25 protein-coding genes and 1 pseudogene are annotated in these 25,697 nt (G+C 67.2%); 15 read left to right on the top strand and 11 right to left on the bottom strand.

Annotated elements, in window-relative coordinates; all coding sequences use genetic code 11:
* From AC1DVA_RS01685 to AC1DVA_RS01670, 4 genes are all read left to right on the top strand, one after another.
* On the top strand, window positions 1-239 hold a 239-nt coding region (locus AC1DVA_RS01685), incomplete at its 5' end, for an IS30 family transposase (RefSeq protein WP_476804764.1).
* Between the two features lie 491 nt (window positions 240-730).
* On the top strand, window positions 731-1,180 hold the full coding sequence (locus AC1DVA_RS01680) for an N-acetyltransferase family protein (RefSeq protein WP_476804763.1): 450 nt from the start codon (window positions 731-733) through the stop codon (window positions 1,178-1,180).
* A gap of 208 nt (window positions 1,181-1,388) precedes the next feature.
* The gene (locus AC1DVA_RS01675) at window positions 1,389-2,411 is read left to right on the top strand and encodes an LLM class flavin-dependent oxidoreductase (protein ID WP_476804762.1); all 1,023 of its coding nucleotides are present in this window, start codon (window positions 1,389-1,391) and stop codon (window positions 2,409-2,411) included.
* Between the two features lie 222 nt (window positions 2,412-2,633).
* Window positions 2,634-4,073 carry an FAD-binding oxidoreductase gene (locus AC1DVA_RS01670; RefSeq protein ID WP_476804761.1) on the top strand — a complete coding sequence of 480 codons (1,440 nt, stop codon included), beginning with the start codon at window positions 2,634-2,636 and terminating at the stop codon, window positions 4,071-4,073.
* 289 nt (window positions 4,074-4,362) lie between these two features.
* Here the strand turns inward: AC1DVA_RS01670 and rnhA are convergent, their stop codons facing one another.
* From rnhA to ispH, 3 genes are all read right to left on the bottom strand, one after another.
* Window positions 4,363-4,809, bottom strand: coding sequence for a ribonuclease HI (gene rnhA, locus AC1DVA_RS01665; RefSeq protein ID WP_476804760.1), 447 nt, complete (start codon window positions 4,807-4,809; stop codon window positions 4,363-4,365).
* Between the two features lie 106 nt (window positions 4,810-4,915).
* The gene (locus AC1DVA_RS01660; RefSeq protein ID WP_476804759.1) at window positions 4,916-5,881 is read right to left on the bottom strand and encodes a homoserine kinase; all 966 of its coding nucleotides are present in this window, start codon (window positions 5,879-5,881) and stop codon (window positions 4,916-4,918) included.
* An 82-nt stretch (window positions 5,882-5,963) separates the two neighbouring features.
* Window positions 5,964-6,935, bottom strand: a complete 972-nt coding sequence (ispH, locus tag AC1DVA_RS01655) for a 4-hydroxy-3-methylbut-2-enyl diphosphate reductase (RefSeq protein ID WP_265052205.1) — start codon at window positions 6,933-6,935, stop codon at window positions 5,964-5,966.
* Window positions 6,936-7,137: 202 nt separating this feature from the next.
* On the opposite strand from ispH, the gene AC1DVA_RS01650 reads away from it, so the two are divergent.
* Genes AC1DVA_RS01650 through AC1DVA_RS01640 form a run of 3 tightly spaced genes read left to right on the top strand, consistent with a single transcriptional unit; the run spans window position 7,138 to window position 11,328 of the window.
* The gene (locus AC1DVA_RS01650; protein ID WP_476804758.1) at window positions 7,138-9,003 is read left to right on the top strand and encodes a monovalent cation:proton antiporter-2 (CPA2) family protein; all 1,866 of its coding nucleotides are present in this window, start codon (window positions 7,138-7,140) and stop codon (window positions 9,001-9,003) included.
* A complete protein-coding gene (locus AC1DVA_RS01645; RefSeq protein WP_476804757.1) occupies window positions 9,000-10,418 on the top strand; it encodes an MATE family efflux transporter in 1,419 nt (472 codons plus the stop codon). Before AC1DVA_RS01650 ends, AC1DVA_RS01645 begins: the two co-directional genes overlap by 4 nt.
* A gap of 19 nt (window positions 10,419-10,437) precedes the next feature.
* Window positions 10,438-11,328, top strand: a complete 891-nt coding sequence (locus AC1DVA_RS01640; protein WP_476804756.1) for a DUF937 domain-containing protein — start codon at window positions 10,438-10,440, stop codon at window positions 11,326-11,328.
* A gap of 58 nt (window positions 11,329-11,386) precedes the next feature.
* Here AC1DVA_RS01640 and AC1DVA_RS01635 read toward each other — a convergent pair whose 3' ends face one another.
* Both AC1DVA_RS01635 and AC1DVA_RS01630 read right to left on the bottom strand, forming a co-directional pair.
* Window positions 11,387-13,288 (bottom strand): methyl-accepting chemotaxis protein, encoded by a 1,902-nt coding sequence (locus tag AC1DVA_RS01635; RefSeq protein ID WP_476804755.1) that lies wholly within the window; start codon window positions 13,286-13,288, stop codon window positions 11,387-11,389.
* A gap of 166 nt (window positions 13,289-13,454) precedes the next feature.
* Window positions 13,455-13,814, bottom strand: a complete 360-nt coding sequence (locus AC1DVA_RS01630; protein ID WP_265052200.1) for a DUF1127 domain-containing protein — start codon at window positions 13,812-13,814, stop codon at window positions 13,455-13,457.
* A 182-nt stretch (window positions 13,815-13,996) separates the two neighbouring features.
* On the opposite strand from AC1DVA_RS01630, the gene AC1DVA_RS01625 reads away from it, so the two are divergent.
* Complete coding sequence (locus tag AC1DVA_RS01625) at window positions 13,997-14,878, top strand: LysR substrate-binding domain-containing protein (protein ID WP_265052199.1); 882 nt, start codon at window positions 13,997-13,999, stop codon at window positions 14,876-14,878.
* Between the two features lie 21 nt (window positions 14,879-14,899).
* On the opposite strand, the gene AC1DVA_RS01620 is transcribed toward AC1DVA_RS01625, so the two are convergent.
* From AC1DVA_RS01620 to AC1DVA_RS01605, 4 genes and pseudogenes are all read right to left on the bottom strand, one after another.
* Window positions 14,900-15,076 (bottom strand): Flp family type IVb pilin, encoded by a 177-nt coding sequence (locus tag AC1DVA_RS01620; protein ID WP_265052198.1) that lies wholly within the window; start codon window positions 15,074-15,076, stop codon window positions 14,900-14,902.
* 95 nt (window positions 15,077-15,171) lie between these two features.
* The gene (locus tag AC1DVA_RS01615) at window positions 15,172-16,551 is read right to left on the bottom strand and encodes a glutamate--cysteine ligase (RefSeq protein WP_476804754.1); all 1,380 of its coding nucleotides are present in this window, start codon (window positions 16,549-16,551) and stop codon (window positions 15,172-15,174) included.
* A 176-nt stretch (window positions 16,552-16,727) separates the two neighbouring features.
* A pseudogene (locus tag AC1DVA_RS01610) lies at window positions 16,728-17,896 on the bottom strand (carboxylate-amine ligase).
* Between the two features lie 104 nt (window positions 17,897-18,000).
* Window positions 18,001-18,747, bottom strand: coding sequence for a 16S rRNA (uracil(1498)-N(3))-methyltransferase (locus AC1DVA_RS01605; RefSeq protein ID WP_476804753.1), 747 nt, complete (start codon window positions 18,745-18,747; stop codon window positions 18,001-18,003).
* A gap of 195 nt (window positions 18,748-18,942) precedes the next feature.
* On the opposite strand from AC1DVA_RS01605, the gene AC1DVA_RS01600 reads away from it, so the two are divergent.
* Window positions 18,943-19,422, top strand: coding sequence for a hypothetical protein (locus AC1DVA_RS01600; protein WP_476804752.1), 480 nt, complete (start codon window positions 18,943-18,945; stop codon window positions 19,420-19,422).
* 14 nt (window positions 19,423-19,436) lie between these two features.
* Complete coding sequence (ubiA, locus tag AC1DVA_RS01595) at window positions 19,437-20,408, top strand: 4-hydroxybenzoate octaprenyltransferase (protein ID WP_476804751.1); 972 nt, start codon at window positions 19,437-19,439, stop codon at window positions 20,406-20,408.
* Here ubiA and AC1DVA_RS01590 read toward each other — a convergent pair.
* The gene (locus tag AC1DVA_RS01590) at window positions 20,405-20,926 is read right to left on the bottom strand and encodes a DUF6101 family protein (protein ID WP_476804750.1); all 522 of its coding nucleotides are present in this window, start codon (window positions 20,924-20,926) and stop codon (window positions 20,405-20,407) included. The two genes, ubiA and AC1DVA_RS01590, sit on opposite strands and share 4 nt — an antisense overlap.
* 257 nt (window positions 20,927-21,183) lie before the next feature.
* On the opposite strand from AC1DVA_RS01590, the gene AC1DVA_RS01585 reads away from it, so the two are divergent.
* The 5 genes from AC1DVA_RS01585 to lpxK all read left to right on the top strand — a co-directional run bounded on the left by AC1DVA_RS01585 (window position 21,184) and on the right by lpxK (window position 25,414).
* Window positions 21,184-22,002 carry a 3'(2'),5'-bisphosphate nucleotidase CysQ gene (locus AC1DVA_RS01585; RefSeq protein ID WP_476804771.1) on the top strand — a complete coding sequence of 273 codons (819 nt, stop codon included), beginning with the start codon at window positions 21,184-21,186 and terminating at the stop codon, window positions 22,000-22,002.
* An 89-nt stretch (window positions 22,003-22,091) separates the two neighbouring features.
* Entirely contained in the window at window positions 22,092-22,334 is a 243-nt protein-coding gene (locus AC1DVA_RS01580) for a DUF4170 domain-containing protein (RefSeq protein WP_265052191.1), read from the top strand.
* Between the two features lie 28 nt (window positions 22,335-22,362).
* Complete coding sequence (locus AC1DVA_RS01575) at window positions 22,363-23,100, top strand: lysophospholipid acyltransferase family protein (RefSeq protein WP_476804749.1); 738 nt, start codon at window positions 22,363-22,365, stop codon at window positions 23,098-23,100.
* The gene (locus AC1DVA_RS01570; protein ID WP_265052189.1) at window positions 23,097-24,401 is read left to right on the top strand and encodes a 3-deoxy-D-manno-octulosonic acid transferase; all 1,305 of its coding nucleotides are present in this window, start codon (window positions 23,097-23,099) and stop codon (window positions 24,399-24,401) included. The genes AC1DVA_RS01575 and AC1DVA_RS01570 overlap by 4 nt, the downstream gene beginning before the upstream one ends.
* Window positions 24,401-25,414 carry a tetraacyldisaccharide 4'-kinase gene (lpxK, locus tag AC1DVA_RS01565; protein WP_476804748.1) on the top strand — a complete coding sequence of 338 codons (1,014 nt, stop codon included), beginning with the start codon at window positions 24,401-24,403 and terminating at the stop codon, window positions 25,412-25,414. The genes AC1DVA_RS01570 and lpxK overlap by 1 nt, the downstream gene beginning before the upstream one ends.
* On the opposite strand, the gene AC1DVA_RS01560 is transcribed toward lpxK, so the two are convergent.
* Entirely contained in the window at window positions 25,391-25,612 is a 222-nt protein-coding gene (locus AC1DVA_RS01560; RefSeq protein ID WP_265052187.1) for a DUF2093 domain-containing protein, read from the bottom strand. The genes lpxK and AC1DVA_RS01560 overlap by 24 nt on opposite strands.
* Window positions 25,613-25,697: the final 85 nt, after the last annotated feature.

The following is a 25,697-nucleotide window of genomic DNA, read 5'->3' as shown; positions in this document are numbered from 1 at the left end:
CCCTCGCTTCGAACGTCGAGGTCTACTTCTGCGATCCCAGGTCACCCTGGCAACGTGGCTCGAACGAGAACACCAACCGGCTCCTGCGCCAGTATCTTCCCCACGGAACCGACCTGTCCCTGCAAAGCCAGGCCCAGCTCAGCGCCATCGCCCGTCAGCTCAACGAACGGCCCAGAAAGACCTTGCTCTATCAAACCCCAGCCGAGAGGTTCGCCGAGTGTGTTGCGGCGATCAGTTGAGCCCGCCGTCGATAGCAAACGTTAACGCGTTGTTGTAACCAACGGCCGCGACGGACATCATACGACGCGCCTAGAGACGACAAGTCGTTGTGGTGATTTGAGAGATCTTTCCATGAAGCAGCGGGCTTTCGAGATAACGCGCCGAACTTTAGGTTGGTCAAGCTTGATCGCTTTGTTGTCGTCATTGACCGCATGTTGGAATTTCGGTGGTAACGGGACGCACACTGTCGCGGAGGTTATCGCTCCATGGGTCGCGCTGCCGGCCATCGTCATCATGCTGGTTAGCCTCGTGATGTTAATTGTCGATTGGCTCGGCGAACCGTCCCAATAGGTCCTGATGATGCGCGACTAAGGTCCGCAACGGGCCGACTGCCCGTCATCCCAACCACATCCCGTCTCCCCTCTTCCCGCACGTGATCGATCCGATCTCGGCTTGTCATGAGACAAGTGCCGGACTGCCGGATAGCGTCTGCGCCGGAGGAGAGACCCGCATGTCCGACATCGTCATTCGCCCGCTGACCGCTGCCGACCGCGCCGCCTGGACGCCGCTCTGGCGGGGATACCTGACCTTCTACAAGGCGACGCTGCCGGCCGAACTCGACGCCGTCACCTTCGACCGGCTGACCGGTGGCCAGGAGCCCATGGGCGGTTTCATCGCCCTGCGCGGCGACGAGGCGCTCGGCATGACCAACTGGGTGATCCACCGCTCGACCTGGAGCGAGCGCAATATCTGCTACCTGCAGGATTTGTTCACCGTGCCGGAAGCCCGCGGCACCGGCGTCGGGCGCAAGCTGATCGAAGCCGTGAACGAGATGGCGCGCGAGAAGAATTGCTTCCGCGTCTACTGGCAGACGCATGAGAGCAACCTGCAGGCGCAGGAACTCTACAACAAGGTCGCCGACAAATCGGGCTTCATCGTCTATCGCCAGCCCTTGGCTTGAGCGGCAAGGCGTCGTTCCGGGCTGGCCCGGGAATCTCGTGCCGAAAGAGTTGCCTTTCCTTCAGGAGATGCTCGGGTCGAGCCCGAGCATGACGTCCTGATGGCACCGGCGCAGACGCGAGCGTGCAGGAGCGCACGCGCGCCTTGCCGCGAACCGCACTATATCGGGGGGAGTGATCGCCCTCGCGGTGGCCGGCAGGTTGGGAATCATGAAGAAGATCGGCTTTCTTTCGTTCGGCCATTGGTCGCCCTCGCCACAATCCGGCACGCGCTCGGCCGGCGATGCCCTATTGCAGTCGATCGATCTTGCCGTCGCCGCCGAGGAGCTCGGCGCTGACGGCGCTTATGTCCGCGTCCACCATTTCGCGCGGCAACTGGCCTCGCCCTTCCCACTGCTGGCCGCCATCGGCGCGAAGACGAAGCGGATCGAGATCGGCACCGCCGTGATCGACATGCGCTACGAGAACCCGCTCTACATGGCGGAGGATGCCGGCGCGGCAGACCTGATCGCCGGCGGACGCCTCCAGCTCGGCCTCAGCCGCGGCTCGCCCGAGCAGGTCATCGATGGCTGGCGCCATTTTGGCTACGAGCCCGCCGAGGGCCAGAGCGACGCCGATATGGGCCGGCGCCATGCGGAGGTGTTCCTCGACGTGCTGCGTGGCCAGGGCTTCGCGCAGCCCAATCCGCGCCCGATGTTCCCCAATCCGCCGGGACTGCTGCGGCTCGAACCTCACTCCGAAGGCCTGCGCGAGCGCATCTGGTGGGGCGCCGGTTCCAACGCGACTGCCGTCTGGGCCGCCAAGCTCGGCATGAACCTGCAGAGCTCGACGCTCAAGGACGACGAGACGGGAGAGCCCTTCCACATCCAGCAGGCGAAGCAGATCCGCGCCTATCGCGAAGCGTGGAAGGAGACGGGGCATGCGCGCCAGCCGCGCGTCTCGGTCAGCCGCAGCATCTTCGCGCTGGTGGACGATCGCGACCGCGCCTATTTCGGCAGCGGAGACCAGAGCGACGATCAGGTCGGCTTCATCGACGAGAACACCCGCGCCATCTTCGGGCGCAGCTACGCCGCCGAACCGGACAAGCTGATCAAGGAGCTGGCCAAGGACGAGGCGATCGCCGAGGCCGATACGCTCTTGCTGACCGTGCCGAACCAGCTCGGCGTCAACTATAACGCCCATGTGCTCGAGGCGATCCTGAAGCACGTCGCGCCCGGACTCGGCTGGCGCTGAGGCGGGCGCATCCCACTCCAACCTTCACCCCCGGATCAACGGGCATCCGAAACGCAAGCGCTGTAACCATGGCAGCCCCTCTCCCGCATAGGAGAGGGGTTTTCGGCGTTTCCCGCTGTGCACTTCCCGTGTGATCTGCATCACGGAGCGGAACCACGAATGGGCTCACAGTGCCGGCGGCCATCGGGCCGAACCACAAAAACTCATTCGGGAGGCGCTATCATGACTGCTCATAGCCTTACGACACTGGCGGCCGGCAAGAAGACCATCAGTGCCTCGGCCATCGAAATGCTGGCCTCCCAACTCCGCGGCAGCATCCTCGACGCAAGTGACGCAGCCTATGACGAGGCACGCGCGATCTGGAATGGGATGGTCGATCGCCGGCCCGGCCTGATCATACGCTGCATGGCCGCGGCCGATGTCGTCAGCGCGGTCCGCTTCGCACGCGACAACGGGCTGCTCGTCTCGGTGCGGGGCGGCGGACATGGCATTGCCGGAAACGCCGTCTGCGACGGCGGCCTGATGATCGATCTGTCGCAGATGAAGTCCGTTCGCGTCGATGCGGCGTCAGAGCGTGCATGGGTCGAGCCGGGGGCGCTTCTCGCCGATGTCGACAGGGAAACCCAGGCGGCCGGGTTCATCGTGCCGACGGGCATCAATTCGACGACCGGCATCGCCGGGCTGACGCTGGGCGGCGGCTTCGGCTGGATCACACGCAAGTTCGGCCTGACGCTGGATAGCCTGGTGTCGGTCGAGGTGGTCACAGCCGATGGCGAGCTCCGGCGAGTCAGCGAAGCGCAGGATCCAGACCTGTTCTGGGCGTTGCGTGGCGGCGGCGGCAATTTCGGAGTGGTGACCGCGTTCGAGTTCCGCCTTCACAAATTCGGCCCGCAGGTGTTGTCGGGCCTCGTCGTCCACCCCTTCAGCGAAGCCGAAACGGTTCTGAGGGAATACCGGCAGGCGCTCGAACTCGCGCCGGACGAGCTGACGTGCTGGGCCGTGATGCGGCAGGCACCGCCCCTGCCGTTCCTCCCGGCGGAGTGGCACGGCAAGGAAGTGCTCATCCTTGCCATGTGCTATTGCGGCGACATCGCCGAAGGCAACAAGGCGACCGCCAGGCTGCGCTCGATCGGCACGCCGATCGCCGATGTGGTGGGAGCCACGCCGTTCACGGCATGGCAACAGGCTTTCGACCCCCTGCTCGCACCCGGCGCCCGCAACTACTGGAAGAGCCACGACTTCGCCGAGCTGTCGGACACGACGATCCGTCTGCTGATCGGCGCGGCGAGCCATCTTCCGAGCCCGGAATGCGAGATCTTCATCGCTCATGTCGGGGGCGCAGCGGGCCGTGTCGCCGCCGATGCCACGGCGTTTCCGCAACGCAGTTCCCATTTCGTCATGAACGTTCATGCGCGGTGGCGCGAACCGGCCATGGATCAGGCCTGCATCGGCTGGGCGCGAGAGCTCTTCGACGCGACAAGACCGCTTTCCGCCGGGACTGCCTATATCAACTTCATGCCGGCCGACGAGATGGATCGCGTTCAGGAGGCCTATGGCGGCAGCTATCATCGCCTTGCCACGCTGAAACAGCGCTACGACCCTTCGAACCTGTTCCGCATGAACCAGAACGTAACGCCGAGGATGAGTTCGCAGGCCGCGTAAAGCCGGCCGGCTAACACCGCGACGTCGAAAGGCTTCGATCAGCAGGGAGTGCCCGACAGGCGCTCCCTACTGATGACCTGTCGAAAGCTACGACGCGGCCGTTGGCGCGTCCGATGACGTGTGGCGATCCAGACCAGCGCACGCTACGTTTTCTCGGAACCACGGCGCCATCCCGGCCTTKAGCCATGATCCATCGGAGGGCTCCGGAACTCTACGATGGATCCGGGATCGGCGCTGCTGCGCAGCTTGTCCGGGATGACGTTCTGCTTCCGTCAGAAATCAGGAGGCTCTACCGCGCCGGCTTGAACGGCGCCATGCCCGCGCGCGCCAGCGCGTCGGCGCGCTCGTTCATCTCGTCTCCGGCATGGCCCTTGACCCATTTCCATTCGATCTTGTGCCGGCCCAGCGCCGTTTCGAGGCGCTGCCAGAGTTCGACATTCTTGACCGGCTTCCTATCGGCGGTCTTCCAGCCGTTCTTCTTCCAGCCATGGATCCAGCCGGTGATGCCCTGGCGCAGATACTGGCTGTCGGTGTGGAGCGCGACCGTGCAGGGCCGCTTCAGCGCCTCCAGCGCCGCGATCGCCGCCATCAGCTCCATGCGGTTGTTGGTCGTCATTTCCTCGCCGCCAGAAAGCTCCTTCTCGACGCCGTTATAGTTGAGGATCGCCCCCCAGCCGCCGGGACCGGGATTGCCGGAGCAGGCACCGTCCGTCCAGACTTCGACCGTATCGCTCATGGCAGGTCCCGGCGATTTTTGGTGGCGCGAATGGGGCAAGCCCCAAGCGCGCCGGGCCCGGGATTGCCGGAGCAGGCACCGTCCGTCCAGACCTCGACCGTATCGCTCATCGCTTCAGCCCATATTCGCGGGCATCGAGCACGCGCTGGTGGAAGGCGAGCTTGCGGTCGTATTCGAGCGGATCATGCGGCTTGACCAGGGCGCCGGCCGGCACGTTCAGCCAGTCGACCAGCCGCGTCAGCAGGAAGCGCAGGGCCGAGCCGCGGCAGAGCTGCGGCAGCGCCGCGATCTCCGCCTCGTTCAGCGGGCGGACGGATTCGTAGCCGGCGAGCAGGGCCTGGCCCTTGGTCAGGTTGAACGAGCCATCGGCCTCGAAGCACCAGGAGTTCAGGCAGATCGCGAGGTCGTAGGCATAGGCGTCGGTGCAGGCGAAGTAGAAGTCGATCAGCCCGGACAGGCGGCTGCCGATGAAGAAGACGTTGTTGGGGAAGAGATCGGCATGGATCACGCCGCGCGGCAGATCCTTGGGCCAGCTCGCCTCATGCACGGCGATCTCGGCCGTGATCCGGCGGGCGAGGCCCGGGGAGACCTTGTCGGCATCGGGGCCGGCCTGATGCGCCAGCGGCCGCCAACCCGGCACGGAGAGCGCATTGACCCGCTCCATCGTGAAATCCGCGCCGGCCTCGTGCATCAAAGCGAGGCCACGGCCGAGTTCCTGGCAATGGGCGGCTGTGGGGCGGCGGACCGAAAGCCCGTCGAGGAAGGTGACGATCGCTGCCGGGCGCCCTGCCAGGCGGCCGAGCATCTCGCCGCGGCTGTCCTCGACCGGCTGGGGGCAGATCAGGCCGCGACCGGCAAGATGCTGCATCAGGCCGAGAAAGAACGGCAGATCGTCCGGATTCACCCGCTTCTCGTAGAGGGTGAGGATGTAGGTGCCCTGCGTGGTGTGGATCAGATAGTTCGAATTCTCCACGCCTTCGGCGATGCCTTTGGCGGAAAGCAGTTCGCCAATGCCGTAGCGCGCCACGAAGGCGGCCATCTCGTCATCGGGCACTTCGGTATAGACGGCCAAGATCGGGCTCTCTTACTTTGGTCTGTCGCATTTTCTTCACGCGAACCGATGCCCGCTTCGCTCGAAAATGCTTCTGCTGGAATTATTCGGCCGCGGCTGGCGCCGCCTCGCCGCGCAATTCGCGCGGCAGCGGGAAGAAGACGTTCTCGTCGGCGGTCGAGACGGTCTCGACGCGGACCTCGTAGCGCTCGGCGAAGGCGTCGATGATCTCCTCGACCAGCACTTCGGGCGCGCTGGCGCCCGCGGTGATGCCGAGGCTGCGGATGTTGCCGAAGACCGACCAGTCGATCTCGTCGGTGCGCAGGACGAGCCGCGCGACCGGGCAACCGGCGCGCTCGGCGACCTCGCGCAGGCGCTGCGAGTTCGAGGAGTTGGGCGAGCCGACGACGATCAGCCCCTCGACCTGCGGGGCGACGCGCTTCACCGCTTCCTGGCGATTCGTCGTGGCGTAGCAGATGTCTTCCTTGTGCGGGGCGATCAGGTCCGGGAAACGGGCCTGAAGCGCCTCGACGATCTCGCGGGTATCGTCGACCGAAAGCGTGGTCTGGGTGACATAGGCGAGCGGCTGGCCGGCCGGGGGGCTCAGCGTCGCAACGTCGTCCAGCGTCTCGATCAGCGTGATGGCGCCCACGGGGAGCTGGCCCATCGTGCCGATGACCTCGGGGTGGCCGGCATGGCCGACGAGCAGGATATGGCGCCCGCGCTTGTGATGGACCTCCGCCTCGCGATGGACCTTCGTCACCAGCGGGCAGGTCGCGTCGATGGCAAAGAGATGGCGGGACTTCGCCTCGGCCGGAACCGCCTTGGCGACACCATGGGCCGAGAAGATCACCGGCCGGGTCGCGTCCGGTACCTCCGACAATTCGGCGACGAAGACCGCGCCTTTCCGCTTCAGGGATTCGACGACGTATTTGTTATGGACGATCTCGTGGCGGACATAGACCGGCGCGCCATGCAGGTTGAGCGCCTTCTCGACCGCGTCGATGGCGCGCACGACCCCGGCGCAGAAGCCGCGCGGGGCACAGAGCAGAATGTCGAGCGGCGGCTTGGTCACGCGCGGGGCAAACTCCAATCGGTCCAGGTCTTCTTTCGGCGGGATCGGGGCGATGTCAAGGAAGCGAAACCGCGCGGCCTGCGCCTTCGCGCCGATTGCCCCTCGCAGGATCGCCGCCCAGAGCCTAGATAGGTCATGGCCGGTCGCACCGCACGACCGCAATCCAACCCACCGCACGCCCGCTCCCGATCACGAGTTCCGCATGGCCGACGCCGCCTCGCATGTCAGCTACCTGCCGCCGATCCTGACCTTCTGCGCCGCGGCGGTGATCGCCGTCCCGCTCTTTCGCAAGCTCGGGCAATCGGCCGTTCTCGGCTATCTCGCCGCCGGCATCGTCATCGGCCCGTCGATCCTCGGCGTCATCAAGGACCCCGACGCGATCCGCAGTACGGCCGAGATCGGCGTGGTGCTGCTGCTCTTCCTCGTCGGGCTCGAACTCCAGCCGGCGCGGCTCTATTCGATGCGCAAGGACATTCTCGGCACGGGCCTGGCGCAGATGGCGCTCAGCGCCGCCGGCATCGGGCTTTTCGGCTGGTGGTTCGGCCTTTCCGCCGCGGGCGCGGTCGCGGTGGGCGTGGCGCTGGCACTGTCGGCGACCTCGATCGCGCTGCAGCAGCTCCAGGAACGGGGCGACGCCAGCGAGCCTTACGGCCGGCGGACCTTTTCGATCCTCCTGTTCCAGGACATGGCGATCGCTCCGGCGCTGGCGCTGCTGCCGCTGCTCGCCACCACCGGCGGCGCGGAAGCCGGCAGCCCGATGCGAGCGCTCGCCAGCCTCGGCATCGCGCTCTTCGCCCTGGTGCTGATTGTGCTGGCCGGGCGCTACGTCATGAACCCGTTCTTCCGCATCCTGGCCAATACCGGCGCCAAGGATGTGATGACGGCCGCGGCCCTGCTGATCGTGCTCGGCGCGGCGCTGCTGATGGAACATGTCGGGCTGTCGATGGCGATGGGCGCCTTCCTCGCCGGCGTGATGCTGGCCGACTCGCATTTCCGGCATGAGCTGGAGGCAGACATCGAGCCGTTCCGCGGCGTGCTGCTCGGGCTGTTCTTCATGGCGGTCGGCATGTCGCTCGATCTCCGGCTGGTGGCCGCCAACTGGATGCTGCTGGCCGTGGCGGCGCCGCTGCTCGTGCTGTTCAAGATCGTCGTCGTCACCTCGATCCTGAGAATCTCCTGTTCGAGCTGGCTCGAGGCGATCCGGGCCGGCGCGCTGCTCTCCCCGGCCGGCGAATTCGCCTTCGTGCTTGTGCCGCTCGGCCTGGCCCAGGGGCTGCTGAACCCGCAACAGGCAGCGATGGCCACCGCTCTGGCTGCCATCAGCATGCTGCTCGGCCCGGTCGTCGCCAAGCTGATCGACGCCGTGCTGCTGGCGCGCATCACACCGGAGACGATGGAAGAGGATTATGAGGGGACCAGCGACAGCCAGGTGATGGTGGTCGGCTTCGGCCGCTTCGGACAGGTGGTGACGCAGGCGCTGCTGCTGCAGCACATCAACATCACGGTGATCGACTCCGACGTCGAGCAGATCCGGGCCGCGGCCCGGTTCGGCTTCAAGGTCTATTACGGCGACGGGACGCGCCTCGACGTGCTGCGCGCCGCCGGGGCCGGACGAGCGAAGGTGGTCTGCGTCTGCGTCGACGACAAGGACGCGGCCCTCCGGATCGTGGAGATGATCAAGGCCGAGTTTCCCAATGTCCGCGTCCATGTCCGGGCCTTCGACAGGATCCACGCCATCGAGCTGATGAAGGCCAATGTCGACTACCAGATGCGCGAGACTTTCGAATCGGCGCTCGGTTTCGGGCGCGTGACGCTGGAAGCTCTCGGCCTGAGCCACGACGAGGCCGATTTCGTCATCGACCATGTCCGCGATCGCGACGCCCAGCGCATGGAGATCCAGTTCAGCGAAGGGATCGCCGCCGCGCTGAACCGCGTGCCGCGCGTCACGCCGGAGCCGATCGTCAAGCCGAAGGGCAAGTCCAAGGCCCTCAATGCCGAGACCGAGCAGGTCATCGCCGATGGCGGGGCCGAGGTCTCGGTCGGCGGCGTCGGAGAGCCCGAACTGTGACGAACGCCTCTGTCCGGCCGGCTCGGGCCGTCTTCGTCGAGGGCCCGCTGATGCGCCATGTCGCGGTGATGACCGCGACGGGTTCGATCGGCCTGATGGCCGTCTTCGTCGTCGACCTCCTGTCGCTGCTCTACGTCTCCTGGCTCGGGCGGCCGGAGGCGACCGCCGGCGTCGGCTTTGCCACCATCGTGCTCTATCTGATGGTATCGGTGAATGTCGGGCTGATGATCGCCATCACCGCCCTGACTTCCCGCAGTATCGGCGCCGGCGATCGGCAGGCCGCGCGGCGCATCGCATCCTCGACCATGGTGCTGGCGGCGCTCGTCGCCCTCGTGCTGTCGCTGATCGCCCTGCCGCTATTGCCGCGCCTGCTCACCCTGCTCGGTGCGCGCGACCAGTCGCATGCGATCGCCCTCTCCTTCCTGCACATCGTGCTGCCCTCGAACATCTTGATGGCCGTAGGCATGGGCTTTTCCGGCATCCTGCGCGCCATCGGCGACGCCCGGCGCGCGATGTTCGTGACGCTCGGCGGTGGCATCGCCACTGCGGGGCTCGACCCGCTGCTGATCTTCGGCTTCGGCCTGGGACCGGACGGCGCCGCGATCGCGATCGTGCTGGCCCGGATCATCATCGTCGCCATCGGCTTCCACGGCACTGTGATCGTCCACGCCATGATGGCGCGGCCCAAGTTGAGCTTCCTGCGGCAGGACAGTGCCCGGACCTTCGCCATCGCGGGACCGGCGATCCTGACCAATCTCTCCAACCCGATCGCGAATGCCGTCTTTGCCGGCGTGGTCGCCCGCTTCGGCGATGCGGCGGTTGCGGCGCTGGCCATCATGGACCGGCTGGTGCCGGTCGCCTTCGGCGTGCTGTTCGCGCTGTCCGGGGCAGTCGGGCCGATCCTCGGTCAGAACTGGGGGGCCGGGCGCTTCGACCGGATGCGGCGCGGCCTGACCGATTCCGCGATCTTCGCGGGGGCCTGCGTCCTGATTTCCTGGCTGCTGCTCTATGCGCTGCGCGGCACCATCGTCACCGCCTTCCATGCCACCGGGCTGACGGCGGAGCTGGTCGAGTTCTTCTGCCTGATCGCCGGCCCGATGTGGCTGTTCGTCGGCATGCTCTTCGTCGCGAACGCCGCCTTCAACAATCTCGGCATGCCGTTCCTGTCGACGCTGTTCAGCTGGGGCCGCGCCACGCTCGGCACGATGCCGTTCGCCATCCTCGGTGCGCATCTCGCCGGGCCGAAGGGCGCGCTCGCCGGCTCGGCGCTGGGAGCCGTCGCCTTCGGCGTGCTGGCGCTGGTCTTCGCCTATCGCGGCATCAGCCGGCTGGAACGGGAGGCGGCACAACGCCGGGCCGCCCACGATTTGCCAGCCAACGACACCCTGCTATCGTCGGCCGAGGCACGGAGCTAGTGCCGGCCGGGAGGCGCCGATGGTGAACCTGTTCGATATCATGCAATCGGCCCAGAACGGGCAGGCGATGCAGAACCTCGCCCGACAGTACGGACTGAACATGCAGCAGACCCAGGCCGCGCTCGACGCGCTGCTTCCGGCTTTCTCGATGGGGCTGCAGCGGCAGACGCACGACCCCTACGCCTTCGGCTCACTGGCGCAGATGATGACGGCCTCGCCCTATGCCCGCTTCTTCGAGGCGGCCGGCGGCGGCATTCCATCGGGCGCGCAGACGGCCGGCAACAACGTGCTGAGCCAGCTCTTCGGCTCCCCCGAGGTCAGCCAGGCTATTGCCGTGCAGGCGGCCGCGACCAGCGGCGTCAGCCAGGCGATCCTGAAGCAGATGCTCCCGATCATCGCCTCGATGCTGATGGGCGGTCTGTTCAAGTCGACCAGCAATCAAGGCCTCGGCGGCATTCTCGGCCAGTTCGCCGAGATGATGCGCGGCCAGATGCCGGGGATGCAGCCCCCGCCGCCGCAGCCTCAGGCGCCCGTCAATCCGTTCGACGCGATCCTGAAGGGCATGTTCGGCCAGGCTGCCGGCCCGCCGCAGGCCAATCCCCAGCCGACGCCGACCGATCCGTTCGGCGGCGCGTTCGGCCAGATCCTCGGCGGCATGTTCGGCGGCGCTGCCCCCGAGCCTGATCCGGCGCCCGCGCCACGGAGCGCCCCGCCCCGGCGCGCACCCGCTCCGCCCGCGCCCGAACCGGACGATGCGCCGCCCTCGTCTTCGGCCGCCGGACCCGGCTCGATCGGTCTCGACGCACTCAACCAGATGTTCGAGCACGGCCGCCAGATTCAGGACGACCACCAGAACGCGCTGAAGTCGATCCTCGATGCCATGCTTGGCGGCGGCCAGGGGCGCCGCTGAGATCGCCCGGGCGTGCGGCCGGACTCTTCCGTCCGGCCCGGCTTGCTGAAGTGAGGGCTCAGGCGCGCAGGCGCTGATCCCAGCCGTCATCGCCCTGCGGTGAGGCCATCGTGGCTGCGATGCCGCGCAGCGCCGTGACGTCATCGCGCGTCCGGAAGCTGGCGACGAGATCGTTGAGGCGCTCGATCTGGTTGGCGAGCGCCGTTGCGGAAGCCGCGCTCTCCTCGGCCAGCGCCGCGTTCTGCTGGGTCATCTCGTCCATATGGGCGACGGCCTGGCTCATCTCGTCGATGCCGTGCGACTGCTCAGTCGCGGCGGCGGAGATCTCCGAGACGGTGGCGGACACCTTCCGCGAAGCATCGACGATGCGTTCCAGCGCGGCGCCGGCCGAACGGACGAGGCCGACGCCCTGCGCCACCTCCGCCCCGGATTCGGTGATCAGCGTGGTGATGTCCTTGGCAGCTTCGCCCGAGCGCTGGGCGAGCGTCCGCACCTCCGAGGCGACGACCGCGAAACCCTTGCCCGCGTCGCCGGCGCGTGCGGCCTCGACCGCGGCGTTGAGGGCCAGCAAATTGGTCTGGAAGGCGATCTCGTCGATCACCGTGGTGATGTCGGAGATCTTGCGGGAGGCCGCCTCGATGCGCGCCATGGCGTCGACAGCATCCTGAACGATAACGCCGCCCTTGCGGGCGACATCCATCGCCTCGTCGGCGAGCGCCACCGCCTGACGGGAAGACTGGGCGGACGCCTTGACCGAAGCCGCGAGCTGCTCGGTCGTGGCGGCCGTCTCCTCGAGCGAGGAGGCCTGCTCCTCGGTGCGCTTGGACAGGTCGTCGGCGCCGGTGTTGATCTCCAGCGCCGCATTGCTGACGTCGCCGGATGTCGCCTGGATCGTGCGGATCGTCTCGGCCAGATGGCCGACCGCGAGATTGAAGTCGTCGCGCAGCTTCTCGTATTCCGCCGCCAGCTCGGCATCGATGCGACAGGTCAGGTCGCCCCGCGACAGCCGGTCGAGCCCTTCGGCAAGAGCCTCCATCACCTGGCGCTGCTCGGCGGCGAGGCGATCCTGCTCATGCGAGCGGGCGATGCGCTCCTGCTCGACGATGCGGCGCTCGGTCTCCGAAGCGTCACGGCTCTCCGCCGTCTCGGCTTCGAGGCGCTGCACGGCAAGGCCGTTCTCCTTGAAGACCTGCACGGTCCGCGCCATGGCGCCGAGCTCGTCGCGCCGCACCTGGCCGTCGATCTCGACCGCGTAGTTGCCGGCCGCAAGGTCCGCCATCCGCTCCTTGAGCTGGTCGAGCGGCCTGGTGATCGACTGCCGGGCGAGCAGCATCGCGCCGGCAAGGCCGAGCAAGGTGCCGGCGAGGGTCAACACCAGCATCAGCCAGTCGAGCTGCTGCGCCTCGGCATCGAGCACGTGTGCGGCCGTCAGCGTATCGCCCTTGATCTCGCCGTTCAGCTTTACGGCGTCGGCGATGATCGTTCCGAAGGCCCGGTCCAGCTCCGACATCACCGAGAGCGCCGGCAGGTCCTCGTCGCGCGAGGCCTGCTTGGTCACGTCGTCGATCTTGGACTTGAGCTCGGTGATCCGACGCGCCAGCCCGTCGAACTCGGCATGCTTCTCGGGGAAGCTGATCTTGGCGTTGGTGAGCTGCTGCAGCGCGAGATCGTAGCCCTTGCGGACATCCTCGATGCTCGTGGCGTTCTGCTTCATGAATTCGGGATAGGCGATCGCCTTGTAGAGATCGCGCAGGATGTAGCTGGTCGCCAGGGTCGACTGGGCCGAGTCGAGGATCGCAGTGGCGCGCTGATCGATCAGGTCCGAATAGGTCTTCTGGATACGGGCGTATTCGTTGCCGGCGTAGATCGCGGTGCCCAGCCCGATCAGGCCCATCGCGATGAGCGGGATCGCGATCTTCGTGCGGATCCGCATGTCCTTCAGGCGCAATGACAGTTTCATGCCGACAGCCCACGTTCAACGCGGCCGCCAGCATGGCGGCACCCGTGGGCAGATTTCCGTCAGAATGGTGAAATTTACGTTATTCGGCGAAGGAAACCGTCAACCAAGACATAAAAAAGGGCGGAAGCACGAAGCTCCCGCCCGCAGGGACGCTGGCGCCAAGGGGTCAGGCGCAGCGTGCAACCGCTAGATCGATGTTGGCCGCCCGTTTCGGGTGGGCCGGCGCATGGAGAAGCGCGTGCTCACGGCGGGCCGCGGCCGTGTCCGTCAGCGCCTGCGAACGATCCGCGAGGACGGCCGACGGGTCCTTGAACCACGGCGTCGCCAGCGCACCGGCGATATCGGAGCGCACGAGCCCGATGTCCTTGAGACCGCGCTCGTCGAGCTCGGCGAGGCGCATCACCTCGCGACGGTGGATGACGGCGCGAACGAATTGGGCAATCCCGCCGAAACCCACCGTGGCAATGCGCGTGATCCCAACCGAAACGGACGAGAGCGACTTCGCGGCAATGGTCATGAGCAGCATGACGGCCTCCTGGGGCGGACGGGTGAAAGGATGGTTCGGCATCTCCTCCCGGTCCGGACTCACCATTGACTGGGGGAACTCGGAGATTACGAAGACCATATCGAGGCTCTGGTCATCAGCCAAACGAATGGTTATGATGTCTCGCAACACTGAAATTGATGAACAGTGGATGGGGATCGCCAATGGCCCATGTGCTCGATGCCGATCAGCTCAAGACCTTTGTCGCCATCGCCGATACCGGCTCCTTCACCCGCGCCGCCGAGATCGTCTTCAAGACGCAGTCGGCGGTCTCGATGCAGATGAAGCGGCTCGAGGAGCGTGTCGGCCGCCCCCTGTTCGGGCGTGACGGTCGCCACGCCAAGCTGACGGAAGATGGCGAGCGCCTGCTCGATTATGCCCGCCGCATCGTCCGGCTGAACCTCGAATGCGTCGCCTCCTTCGCCGATGCCGACCTCAAGGGCCGCATTCGCCTCGGCGTGCCCGACGACTATGCCGACCGCTATCTGCCGGAGATCCTCGCCCGCTTCGCCCATTCGAACCCGCGCGCCGAGGTCACGGTCGTCTGCGAGCCGACCCCGATGCTGGCCGAGCGGATCGCGACCGGCGACATCGACCTCGCCATCATCACCCATGTCGAGAGCCGCGGTCAGGGCGAGATCATCCGGATCGAGCCGTTGCTCTGGGTCACCTCGGCACGCCATGGCGTCCATGAGGAGGATCCGTTGCCGCTGGCGCTGGGGCGGCCGACCTGCAACTGGCGACAGGCCGCGGTGGATGCGCTGGAGTCGAAGGGACGCCGCTTCCGCGTGCTCTATGCCAGCTGGAACTCGACGGCTGTCGGCGCTGCGGTGCTGGCGGGGCTGGCGGTTTCGGTGCTGCCGGAAAGCGCCGTCAGGCCGGGCATGCGCATCCTCGGCCCGTCCGAGGGTTACGCCACCCTGCCCTCGTGCAAGATCGGGTTGCTGCGCACCCGTTTTGACCCGTCGGTGCTCTCGAACGCGCTGGCCGAGCACATCATCCAGAGCCTGGACAATCTGGCGAGCTTCAAGACGGCGGCGGAATAAGGCGAGGCCCCGATCGGCGGGCTATTTCCCGAGGCCGGGGACAACGCCCTCGAACAGTGTGTTGAGGCGCGTGCCGATCAGCGTGACGGCACCGAGGATGACGATCGAAACCAGGCTGGCGATAAAAGCGTACTCGATCGACGTGGCGCCACGCTCGTCGCTCAAGAACCCCGCAAAGCTGGCGCCGATCTGCTTCATGCCGTTAGGTTATGCATGAAGTTTCCGCCAACTCGTTAATTTCGGCGGCAGAATGCGCCGGAAATCACGATTCCGGCGTGAGCCTGCGTGTCGAGCTAAAGGCTCAGCTCGGTCATGACCGGCTCGACCTTGCCGTTCCAGGCAGAGCGGAAGCGCTCCTCCAGGCGTTCTGCGAGACTTTGGCGGCGCGCCACGATCTCATGCACAGGCGCCAGGAAGACGCTCTCGTCCTGGCCCGCAGCGTTCCGGCTGGCGCGCCGGACGAGACCGGCGCGCGAGAGTTCGACCACCTCGGCCGCGATCTCGCTCAGCTTGCGGCCCGCGATCGTCGCGGCAAGCCCTTTCTTGGGAACGGCATCGCGGAGCGCCTGGCGCTCTTCCGCGCTCCAGCCCTTCACGATGTCCCAGGCGGCATCGAGGGCCGATTGGTCGTAGAGCAGCCCCACCCAGAACGCCGGCAGAGCGGTCAGCATGTCGGCGGGGCCGGCATCGGCGCCACGCATCTCGAGGAAGCGCTTCAGCCTGACTTCCGGGAACAGCGTCGAGAGATGATTGGCCCAGTCCGAGATGGTCGCACGCTCGCCCGGCAATTGCGGCAGCTTGCCGGCGAGCAGATCGCGGAAAGAGGCGCCGGCCACGTCATGATAGGTATCGCCGCGCTTGACGAAATACATGGGCACATCGAGCGCCCAGTCGACATAACCCTCGTAGGACATGCCCTCGTCGAAGGCGAAGGCGATCATGCCCGAGCGCGCATTGTCGGTATCTCGCCAGATCTCGGAGCGCATCGACTGGAAGCCGTTGAGCCTGCGCTCGAGGAAGGGCGAAGAGGCGAACAGCGCCGTCGCCAACGGCTGCAGGGCGAGCGAGACACGGAGCTTGCGCACCATGTCGGCCTCGGTGGCGAAGTCGAGATTGACCTGCACCGTGCAGGTCCGAAACATCATGTCGAGGCCGTGCGTGCCGACCTTCGGCATGTAGTTCGCCATGATCTTGTAACGGCCCTTGGGCATCATCGGCGTTTCGGCACGCGTCCAGAGCGGAGATGCGCCCAGCGCCGTGAAGGCGATGCCATGGGGGGCAGCGACGGCGTTCACGTCGGCGATATGCGCAGCGAGTTCGCTCTGCGTTTCATGCAGCGTGGCCAGGGGTGCGCCCGACAATTCGAACTGGCCGCCCGGCTCCAGCGAGATCGCGCCGCCGCCATCGGGGCCGGCGAGGCCGATGATGTTGCCGGCATCGAGGATCGGCTCCCAGCCGAGGCGCTGCTGCATGCCTTCCAGCAGCGCACGGATGCCGCCAGCTCCGGCGCGCCCCTCATAGGGAACGGGCGCGAGATCGCTGCGGTAGAACGGGAACTTCTCGTGCTCGGTGCCGATCCGGAAAGCGGATTCCGGTTTCTCGCCGGCTGCGATCCAGGAGACCAGTTCATCCTTCGAACCGATCGGGGTCGAATCGGACACGTCGCGAGCCATGGGTGCTCCGGCAGAACAGACATGAAGGACCCGCAGCCCACCGGTGGAAGCCGGGGGCAGCAGGTGCGGGAGGACACACATAGGCGAGCGCAGAACGCTCGACAACGACCCGGTCCTTGCATTCGCGAAAGGCCGTCCGGCGCTGGCAGCAGGCCTCGGAGTTGCCGGCAAGCCGTTCAGCCGGCGCGAAGCAGGCCCTGCGCTGCCTCTTCGCCGCACTCCACGCCCCCAACGCGGCGGGTTTCGGCGGCGATCCAATCGACCGTCGCGGCCAGCGCCGCTTGGTCGCCATCGCGCTGGCGGGACTCTTCGTGTGTCGCGAGCTGCCGGTCGGCGCTGGTGCCGTCGCGAGCGATGACACCGCACCGCGCCAGCTCGGCCTCGCAGCCGAGCGCCGAGGCATCCTCCGCCAGGCGGCCGATCCAGCCTTCCACGATATCCGCGACCGGGCGCATGCCGGTGCCGGCGCCATCGATGAAGCCGCCATGGATGCCGTAGCGCTGCGCCCGCCAGAAGTTCTCCAGCGCATGCCGCGCGTCGCCGGCGCCGGCCTCGCATTCACCGCCGGGTTGCGCAGGAGATAGCGGACGAGGCAGCGATAGAGCGCGGCGATCGCAAGCGTGTCCTCGAGGCGGGTGCAGCTGTCGGCGATGCGCAGCTCCAGCGTGGGATGGCGCATCGAGGGCCGCATGGCCCACCAGATGTAGCTCTCGTCCTTGATCGCACCGGAATTCACCAGTGCCGCGATATAGGACCGATACTCGTCCGGCTCGACGAAGAGTTCCGGCAATCCGGTGCGCGGCAACTCGGCATAGGCGGCGAGGCGATAGCCCATCAGCCCGGTGCGCCGCCCCTGCCAAAAGGGGGATGAGGTCGAGAGCGCCAGCAGCAGCGGCAGATACGGCATGATCCGCGCCATCAGCCGGATACGCTCGTCCTCGTCGGGCACCTCGACATGCACATGCAGCCCGCAGAGCTGGTTGCGGCTGCCGATCATCTGCAGTTCCTGCATCAGGCGATCGTAGCGAGCGGCCTCGGTGACGCGCTGCCGCGACCAGATCGCGCTGGGATGCGTGCCGGAAGCCAGCAGCAGCAGGCCGTGCCGTCCGGCTATATCTGCCAATCCCGAACGGAGCCTTGCGAGCGCCGATCGCGCTTCGCCCATCGTGGTGCAGATCGCGGTCGCGACTTCGATCTGCGATTGCAGCATCTCCCGCTGCACTTCATCCGGCAAGGCTTTTTGCGCATCGTCGATGAAGGCGGGCGGCACCTTGCGCACGGCGCCGCGGCTTGCGGCATCCGCCAGAAAATACTCTTCCTCGATTCCGAAGCGCTGCGCAGCCATCAATCCGTCCCGATCGGTTTCATCACACGGGGACGCAGTCGGCCCTTGTCCGGCAGCCACGCATGCCCCGCCTGATGAACGTCGCAGGGGCGCCGGCGTTCCGCTCAGCGCCGGGACCAGTCCCCGAGCGTGGCCTGGACCACGGCGAGCGCGGCGACCGCCGCGGTATCGGCGCGCAGGATGCGCGGGCCGAGCGAGATCGGCAGGGTGTTCGGCCGAGACCTGATCAACTGCCGTTCGGCCTCGTCGAAGCCGCCCTCCGGTCCGATCAGAACCGCCAGCGGTGCCGGTTCCCGCTCCGCCAGTGCCGCTATGGGACTCGCCTCCCCCGCGGCCTCGTCGCAGAAGATCAGCAGCCGCTCCGGCGCCAGAGAAGCAAGAGCGGCCTGCAGCGGCATTTCGGCCTCGACGGAGGGCAGGCTCAGGATTCCGCATTGCTCCGCCGCCTCGATGGCATTGGCGCGCATGCGGTCGAGGTTGAGACGCGAAACCTGCGTGCGCCGGGTGATGACCGGCTGGAGGACGCTTGCCCCCATCTCGACCGCCTTCTGCGCCATATAATCGAGGCGGGCATGCTTCAGCGGTGCGAAGAGACAGTGCAGATCCCCCGCAGGCGGCTGCGGCTTCACCTGTTTGACGAGGGCGAGCGTCGCCTGCTTGCGTCCCTCTGGCACGACGCTCGCCAGCCATTCTCCGTCGCGGCCGTTGAAGACGAGCACCGTATCGCCCGCCTTGAAGCGCAGGACGTTGAGCAGATAGTTCGCCTGCTCGCGCTCCAGCGGAAGCGCCACACCCGGTACCAAGGCTCCATCGATGAAGAGCCGATGGCGGGCGAAATCTGGGACGGACATGTGGGCAGGCGTCTCCGCAAAAGGGTAAAGCTGTTGAGAGCGGCGTGAAAAACGCCACAATCATCGATTAGCAGCGAGCCACTTCCGACATACGAAGAGTAGACTCGCTAGGGTCGTTCGCGTTAACAGCGCCCTGCTGTTAAGGACATATTTAAAGATCGGCCAGACCCGGCCGGCAAGCTGGAGAGGAACATCATGCGGCGCAGGATGGCATCAGGCGTAGTCGCGACGGTCGGCCTCGCCGTGGCTTCGTTCTTGTCCGCCGCACCCGCCAGCGCCCAGGTTTCCGGCTGCGAGCAGATCCAGAAGCTGCTCGTCGAGCGCCAGACGATCGTCGCCCGGCTCCAGGCTTCCCAGAAGGCCAAGAAGAAGATGACGCCGCAGGAAGCCTGCAGCACCTTCGGCCGGCTGGCCAACAACGGCGAGTCGGCCATCAAGTTCGCCACTGCGAACCAGGATTGGTGCCAGATTCCGCCTTCCTTCATCGACGGCATGAAGACCGACAATCAGAAAGTTCTGACGTTCCGCGGCCAGGCCTGCAATGCGGTCAAACAGCAGGCCGTGATGCAGCGGCGGGCCCAGCAGCAGGCGCAGGGCGCGAATCCGTTTGGCGGCGCCGATTCGATCACGAGTGGCGCCGGCGGTGGCCTGCGCGTTCCGCAAGGCGCGCTCTAACCGGCGAGCCGATCATGCCGGAGCCGGCACCGCTCCACGCCACTCCCGGAACTGACACCGTCCTGCCCGACGCGCTAAAAGGGCATTGGGTCGATACGTGGGCGCCACGCGCGACCCGTCCCTTTCTGAAGCTCGCCCGTATCGAGCGGCCGATCGGCTGGTGGCTCCTGCTGCTGCCGTGCTGGTGGGCGGCGGGGCTCGCCGCGATCGCCGCCGGCCGGCCCTATCCCGATCCCTGGCACAGCCTGCTCTTCCTGGTAGGCGCGGTCCTGATGCGCGGAGCCGGCTGCACCTTCAACGACATCATCGATCGCAAGCTCGATGCCGAGGTGGCGCGCACGCGCGGCCGGCCGCTGCCGTCCGGGCAAGTGACGGCCAAGGCCGCCGCGCTGTTCATGATCGCGTTGTCGCTCGGCGGGCTTGCCGTGCTGCTGCAGTTCAACCGCTTCACGATCCTGCTCGGCATCGGCTCGCTGGCGATCGTCGCGATCTATCCCTTCATGAAGCGGATCACGAACATGCCCCAGTTCGTGCTCGGGCTGGCCTTCTCCTGGGGTGGGCTGCTGGGCTGGAGCGCCGTCTTCGGACGGCTCGATCCGCCAGCCTATCTGATCTATGCGGCAGCGATCGCCTGGACGGTCGGCTACGACACGATCTATGCGATGCAGGACATCGAGGACGACGTCATCGCCGGCATCAAGTCGAGCGCCCGCTATTTCGGCGATCATACGCGCGAGGCCGTGGCGCTCTGCTTCGGGCTGGCGGTGGCGCTCACCGGTATCGCGATCTGGCTCGTCGGTGGCGGTGCCTTCGCCTGGCTTGGGCTCGCCGCCTTCGCCGCTCATCTCGGCCGGCAGGTCACGCGCCTTGCGGGCGCGAGCTCGCCCGAGGCCCTGGTGCTGTTCCGCTCGAACCGCAATGCGGGGCTGCTGCTGGCCGCCGGGCTGGCGCTCGACACGATCAGCCGGGCGCTGCTGGCAAGTTAGTCGGTCAGCCTGTCGCCGGAAACGATCACCGGCAGCTCCGCGATCCGCCCGGTCTTGCGACGCGTCAGGAAACGGGGGCGACGGCCATTGAGCAGGCCGTGGCGACGCCTGATCCGCACCGGGCCCAGCGCGACGCGGCCGATCTGCGGGAAGGGTTCGCTCACCACGCCGTCAGCAGTCTCGAGCAACAACGGCAAGCCGCTGGCGCGGCCGAAATCACGCCAGAGAGCGACGGCATCGGCCTCTTCGGCACAGGCGACCACGATGGAGCGGCCATCGCCGGCCGTCAGCGCAAGCTCGAAACGCTCGTCGTCACCCGCCGGGTTGGCGAGACGCAACGCGACCCCGCGCCAATTGGCGGAGCCGCGCAGGATCCGCACGGAAGCCAGGCGCTCGATCGCGGGCGCCACCGGCCGGGCCGGCATCGGGTTGCTGGAAACGATCGCTGTGGTTGTCGAGCCGCCGGGGAGATGCGGCGCAAAGCCACCCTCCCCGGCAGCCGGCGTGACGCTGGCCATCGGTTATAACGCCTCTCTCAATCCCTGCTGCTACGGAGCCCTCTGTCGATGCCGGGGCTCTCGTGCTTGCCAGATGAGGATGGTCGCCAGCCGTGTCCGAGCGCTTAAGGTGTTGGGTTAAAGGATGGTGTTTTCGCCCCTGGCGCGGTCCGTTGTGCTTGTTTCAGCTCTGATGCTTGACGGAATCTTTCGCAACCCGCCCGCATTTTCGGCTTGAAACCGCAACTTTCGCGACCGATACGAAGGGCATGAGTGCAATGACGCTACCGATCGCGGGCGAGCTGATGAAGGCGGCCTGCGAAAGCTGCCTGGAAGCCGGGGCCCTCGCACTGGATCTCTTCCGCCCGGGCGCGCAGACGGTGGCACGCACATGGTCCAAGAGCGGCGGCTCGCCGGTGACGGAGGCCGATATCGGCGTCGACACCTTCCTGCGCGTTCGCCTGTCGGCCCTGTTGCCGGAAGCTGCCTGGCTCTCCGAGGAGACGGTCGACGACGCCTTGCGCCTGTCGCACCGCTTCGTCTGGGTCGTCGATCCGATCGACGGCACACGCGCCTTCATGAGCGGCTCGCCGGACTGGGCCGTCTGTGTCGCGCTGCTGGACGCCGGGGAGCCGGTCCTCGGCATTGTCCACGCCCCCGCCTGCGACGCGACCTATACGGCACTGCGCGGCGGCGGCGCGAAGCGCAGCGGCGACACTATTCGAACCTCGCCGGCCGGTAGCCTTACCGGCGCAAGGATTGCCGGGCCCAAGCCGATGCTCGACGCGCTGGCGCAGTTCGAGCAGTTCGAGGCAGCCGCCAAGATCCCCTCGCTCGCGCTCAGGCTGACGCGCATCGCCGACGGCACGATCGACGCCGGGCTGATCTCGTCCGATGCACGCGACTGGGACCTCGCAGCGGCCGACCTCGTGTTGAGCGAGGCCGGCGGGCGGCTCAGCGACGCCACCGGAGGGGCTGTCGCCTATAACCGCCCCACTCCCGTGCATGGCATGCTGATTGCCAGCAATGGCGCGCTCGCGGCCCCGCTTCTGCATGCAGTCGGGCGGCTGCGCGACGGACAGACGCAGTCCGTCTGAGGCTTTTTTTGAAGGCTTGCCACCCGGCCCGCTCGCATGCGCAGCGCGGATGGCTTATGGGGGGCGCCAGAGCCCTGCAGGAGACACTGATGAGCGCGGAACCAGATCAGAAGCAGCTTCTCCATCTCGTCTTCGGCGGCGAGCTCGCCTCGCTGGAAGGCGTCACCTTCAAGGATCTGGCGAAGCTCGACATCGTCGGGATCTTCCCGAATTATGCCAGCGCCCACATGGCCTGGAAGGCCAAGGCCCAGCAAACGGTCGATCAGGCGCAGACGCGCTATTTCGTCGTGCATCTGCACCGCCTTCTCGACCCCGAAGCAACCAAGGCCTGAACCGGCACAGGATCTCGACGACAGGCAGATGGGGTTTTCCCTCCTCAAGACGCGCGCGGCGCAGGAAACGCTCGGCCGATTGCTGGCCGGCTATCTGCGCCTCGTGCAGCGCACCAACAAGATCGTCTTCGAACCGGCGGACATCTATGACGATGTCCGGCCGGAGCTGCCCGTCATCTTCGCGATGTGGCACGGCCAGCACATCATGATCCCCTTCGCCCGGCCGGACTGGATGCCGGCCTGCTCGCTGGTCTCCCGCCATGGCGATGGCGGCTTCAACGCCGTGGCGCTGCGCGAACTGGGGATCGGCGCGATCCGCGGCTCCGGCGCGCTGGGCAAGAAGGTGCGCGAAAAGGGCGGCGCCAGCGCCTTCCTGGCGATGGTGCGCCGTCTGGCGGCGGGCGACACGATGGTGCTGACCGCCGATATCCCCAAGCGAGCCCGCATCGCCGGCCCCGGCATCATCGCGCTGGCGCGCGCTTCCGGCCGGCCGATCCGCGCCGTCGCGGTCGTGACCAGCCGCCGCATCGACTTCAACAGCTGGGACCGCGCCTCGATCGGCCTGCCCTTCGGGCGCGGCGCGATCATCGTCGGCGAACCGATCCTGGTCGCGCGCGATGCCGACGAGGCGACGCAGGAAGCGGCCCGCCTCGCCCTCCAGGCGAGCCTCGACGACGTCCACGCCCGCGCCTATGCGCTCGTTGGCGGCCGCGATCCGGGCGCAGGCCTGCGTGAGCGGCAGCAGCCGGCCGGGGCGCCGGCATGAGCGGCAAGGGCGCGATCCTCAGGAGCTATCGCTACGCCACGGCCCTGCTCGAACCGGCCGCAGCCGGGCTGCTGCTGTGGCGCCGGCGGCGCGGCAAGGAGGATCCGGAGCGCCTGCCCGAACGCCGCGGCCATGCGGGGGTCAAGCGGCCGAACAAGCCCGTCGTCTGGCTGCATGGCGCCAGCGTCGGCGAGACGGTGACGCTGCTGCCGCTGATCGCCAAGCTGCAGAAGCGCGGCCTCGGCGTGCTGGTGACGTCCGGCACCGTCACCTCAGCCAAGCTCCTGGCGGCGCGGCTGCCCGCGGGCGTGATCCACCAGTACCTGCCGCTCGACGTGCCCCGCTATATGCGCCGCTTCCTCGATTACTGGCGGCCCGAGCTCTGCCTGATCTGCGAATCCGAGATCTGGCCCAATCTGCTGATCGAGGCGCAGCGCCGCACGATCCCGGTTGTCATGGTCAACGGGCGGATGTCCGAGCGCTCCTTCGCCCGCTGGTACAAGATGCCGAGGACCTCGCGCTTCCTGCTCTCCTGCTTCGAGGCGTGCCTCGCGCAGTCGCAGGGCGATGCGGAGCGGCTCGCCCAGCTCGGTGCGCCACGCGTCAGCGTCGCCGGCAACCTCAAATTCGATGTGCCGGCCCCGCCCGCCGAGCCGAACATGCTCGGGATCCTCGACGGCATGACGACCGGGCGCCCGGTCTGGATCGCCGCAAGCACGCATCCGGGCGAGGACGAACTCGTGCTCGCCGCCCATCTCGCGATCAAGCCCTATCTGCCGAAGCTCCTGACCATCATCGCGCCGCGCCATCCGCAACGCGGCCCCGATATCGAGGCGCTGGCGCAGGCCAACGGCGTCGCCATGTCGCGCCGGGCCACCGGTGAGAACCCGGAGCGCGATGTCGAGCTCTATGTCGCCGACACCGTCAACGAACTCGGGCTGTTCTACCGGCTGTCGCAGGTCGCCTTCCTCGGCGGCTCGCTGGTCGAAGGCATCGGCGGGCACAACCCGATCGAGCCTGCCAAGCTGGGCTGCGCGCTGCTGCACGGCCCCTACGTCCACAACAATGCCGAAATCTTCGGGGCCTTCGACCAGGATGGCGGCTCGCGCTCCGTCGCCGACGCGCAGGCCCTGGCGGGTGCCGTGCATCGCTGGCTAAGCGATCCGGCAAGCGCGCGGCAGGCAGCGCGGGCGGCGGCGCAGACGGCGACGCAGCTCGGCGGCGCGCTCAACCGCACGCTCCATGCCATCGAGCCGCTGCTGATGCGCGTGGCGCTCGGGCAGCGCGACCCCACCTCCTGATGCTCAGCGCGCCACGCTTCTGGTGGCTGCCTAAGCCGACGCTCCCCGCCTGGCTGCTCTGGCCGCTCGGCTGGCTCTATGGCGCGATCACACTGCGGCGCATGCGGCGAACCGGCTCCGATCTCCCCATCCCGGTCATCTGCGTCGGCAACTTCGTCGCCGGCGGCGCCGGCAAGACGCCGACGGCGATCGCCATCGCGGAGCTGCTGAACCGGCGCGGCGAGACGCCGTTCGTGCTGATGCGCGGCTATGGCGGCCGGCTGGCTGGCCCCGTCGAGGTCGATCCTGACTATCATGCCGCTGCCGATGTCGGCGACGAGCCGATGCTGATGGCGCGCCATGCCCGCACCGTCATCGCCCGCGACCGGGTTGCCGGCGCGCGGCTGGCCAATGGGCTCGGCGCCAGCGTGATCGTCATGGACGACGGCTTGCAGAACCCCTCGCTCACGAAGCGCCTCAGGCTGGCCGTGGTCGACGGGCTTTCAGGCGCGGGCAACGGGCTCTGCCTGCCGGCCGGTCCGCTGCGGGCGCCGCTCGCGGATCAGATCGGTGAGGCCGACGCCGTGATCGTCATCGGCGAGGGCGAGGCCGGCCGGCAGGTTGCGGCCGCCGCCCGGTCCCAGAGCCGGCCGGTCATTGTGGCCCGGCTGGAACCGCTGGGCACAGCGACCGAGCGGCTGAGGGGGCGAGACGTCCTGGCGCTTTCGGGAATCGGCAGACCGGAGAAGTTCGCCGTGACGCTGCGGGAAGCCGGCGCCCTCATTGTCGCGGAGCGAGCCTTCGGCGATCACCATGCCTATACGCAAGCCGATATCGCCCAAGTCACGGCCGAGGCGAAAAGGCGCGACGCGCTCATCGCCACCACGGAAAAGGACTGGACCAAGCTCGCGGCGCTCTGGCCGGAGACGGAGATCGATCGGATCGTCGTCGTGCCCGTCAGGCTCGTCTTCGCAGAGCCGGAGCGTCTCGAAGGCCTGCTCGCTGCTGCGTCAGGCGCGCCCGGCCCGGCGTAACCTGAGCAGGACCGCTTCCGGCGAGGCGTAAGCCTCCTGCCATTCGATGGACCAGTAGCGCAGCTCCTCCAGACGGATCGGCACGGACGTCACGGCGCAGCGTACGAAGGCGCCGGGCTTCATGACGCGGAACTCGCCGGGGCCGTAATCCAGGACCGCCTCGGGCCCGCTCGGAGGAAGACGCTCGCTGATGTTCATCAAATTCGTATCAAATCATTGATCGGGAAACGGAAAACCGGAATACTCCAGAGCTTGTGATAATCTTCTGGTCGGTGATGTCCAG

The organism is Allobosea sp. P4_C6 (assembly GCF_056402015.1).
The sequence above is the reverse complement of the archived record's forward strand: the minus strand, read 5'-3'. Positions and strand labels throughout refer to the sequence as shown.

What these genes read in the sequence shown, in the direction of transcription:
- AC1DVA_RS01620 (WP_265052198.1), bottom strand. Translation starts at nt 15,076, where the DNA reads ATGAAGCAGATCGGCGCCAGCTTTGCGGGGTTCTTGAGCGACGAGCGT.
- AC1DVA_RS01615 (WP_476804754.1), bottom strand. Translation starts at nt 16,551, where the DNA reads ATGGCTCGCGACGTGTCCGATTCGACCCCGATCGGTTCGAAGGATGAA.
- AC1DVA_RS01640 (WP_476804756.1), top strand. Translation starts at nt 10,438, where the DNA reads ATGGTGAACCTGTTCGATATCATGCAATCGGCCCAGAACGGGCAGGCG.
- AC1DVA_RS01580 (WP_265052191.1), top strand. Translation starts at nt 22,092, where the DNA reads ATGAGCGCGGAACCAGATCAGAAGCAGCTTCTCCATCTCGTCTTCGGC.
- AC1DVA_RS01650 (WP_476804758.1), top strand. Translation starts at nt 7,138, where the DNA reads ATGGCCGACGCCGCCTCGCATGTCAGCTACCTGCCGCCGATCCTGACC.
- lpxK (WP_476804748.1), top strand. Translation starts at nt 24,401, where the DNA reads ATGCTCAGCGCGCCACGCTTCTGGTGGCTGCCTAAGCCGACGCTCCCC.
- AC1DVA_RS01630 (WP_265052200.1), bottom strand. Translation starts at nt 13,814, where the DNA reads ATGCTGCTCATGACCATTGCCGCGAAGTCGCTCTCGTCCGTTTCGGTT.
- AC1DVA_RS01575 (WP_476804749.1), top strand. Translation starts at nt 22,363, where the DNA reads ATGGGGTTTTCCCTCCTCAAGACGCGCGCGGCGCAGGAAACGCTCGGC.
- AC1DVA_RS01675 (WP_476804762.1), top strand. Translation starts at nt 1,389, where the DNA reads ATGAAGAAGATCGGCTTTCTTTCGTTCGGCCATTGGTCGCCCTCGCCA.
- AC1DVA_RS01625 (WP_265052199.1), top strand. Translation starts at nt 13,997, where the DNA reads ATGGCCCATGTGCTCGATGCCGATCAGCTCAAGACCTTTGTCGCCATC.
- AC1DVA_RS01605 (WP_476804753.1), bottom strand. Translation starts at nt 18,747, where the DNA reads ATGTCCGTCCCAGATTTCGCCCGCCATCGGCTCTTCATCGATGGAGCC.
- rnhA (WP_476804760.1), bottom strand. Translation starts at nt 4,809, where the DNA reads ATGAGCGATACGGTCGAAGTCTGGACGGACGGTGCCTGCTCCGGCAAT.
- AC1DVA_RS01600 (WP_476804752.1), top strand. Translation starts at nt 18,943, where the DNA reads ATGCGGCGCAGGATGGCATCAGGCGTAGTCGCGACGGTCGGCCTCGCC.
- AC1DVA_RS01590 (WP_476804750.1), bottom strand. Translation starts at nt 20,926, where the DNA reads ATGGCCAGCGTCACGCCGGCTGCCGGGGAGGGTGGCTTTGCGCCGCAT.
- AC1DVA_RS01560 (WP_265052187.1), bottom strand. Translation starts at nt 25,612, where the DNA reads ATGAACATCAGCGAGCGTCTTCCTCCGAGCGGGCCCGAGGCGGTCCTG.
- AC1DVA_RS01570 (WP_265052189.1), top strand. Translation starts at nt 23,097, where the DNA reads ATGAGCGGCAAGGGCGCGATCCTCAGGAGCTATCGCTACGCCACGGCC.
- AC1DVA_RS01670 (WP_476804761.1), top strand. Translation starts at nt 2,634, where the DNA reads ATGACTGCTCATAGCCTTACGACACTGGCGGCCGGCAAGAAGACCATC.
- AC1DVA_RS01635 (WP_476804755.1), bottom strand. Translation starts at nt 13,288, where the DNA reads ATGAAACTGTCATTGCGCCTGAAGGACATGCGGATCCGCACGAAGATC.
- ubiA (WP_476804751.1), top strand. Translation starts at nt 19,437, where the DNA reads ATGCCGGAGCCGGCACCGCTCCACGCCACTCCCGGAACTGACACCGTC.
- AC1DVA_RS01680 (WP_476804763.1), top strand. Translation starts at nt 731, where the DNA reads ATGTCCGACATCGTCATTCGCCCGCTGACCGCTGCCGACCGCGCCGCC.
- AC1DVA_RS01585 (WP_476804771.1), top strand. Translation starts at nt 21,184, where the DNA reads ATGACGCTACCGATCGCGGGCGAGCTGATGAAGGCGGCCTGCGAAAGC.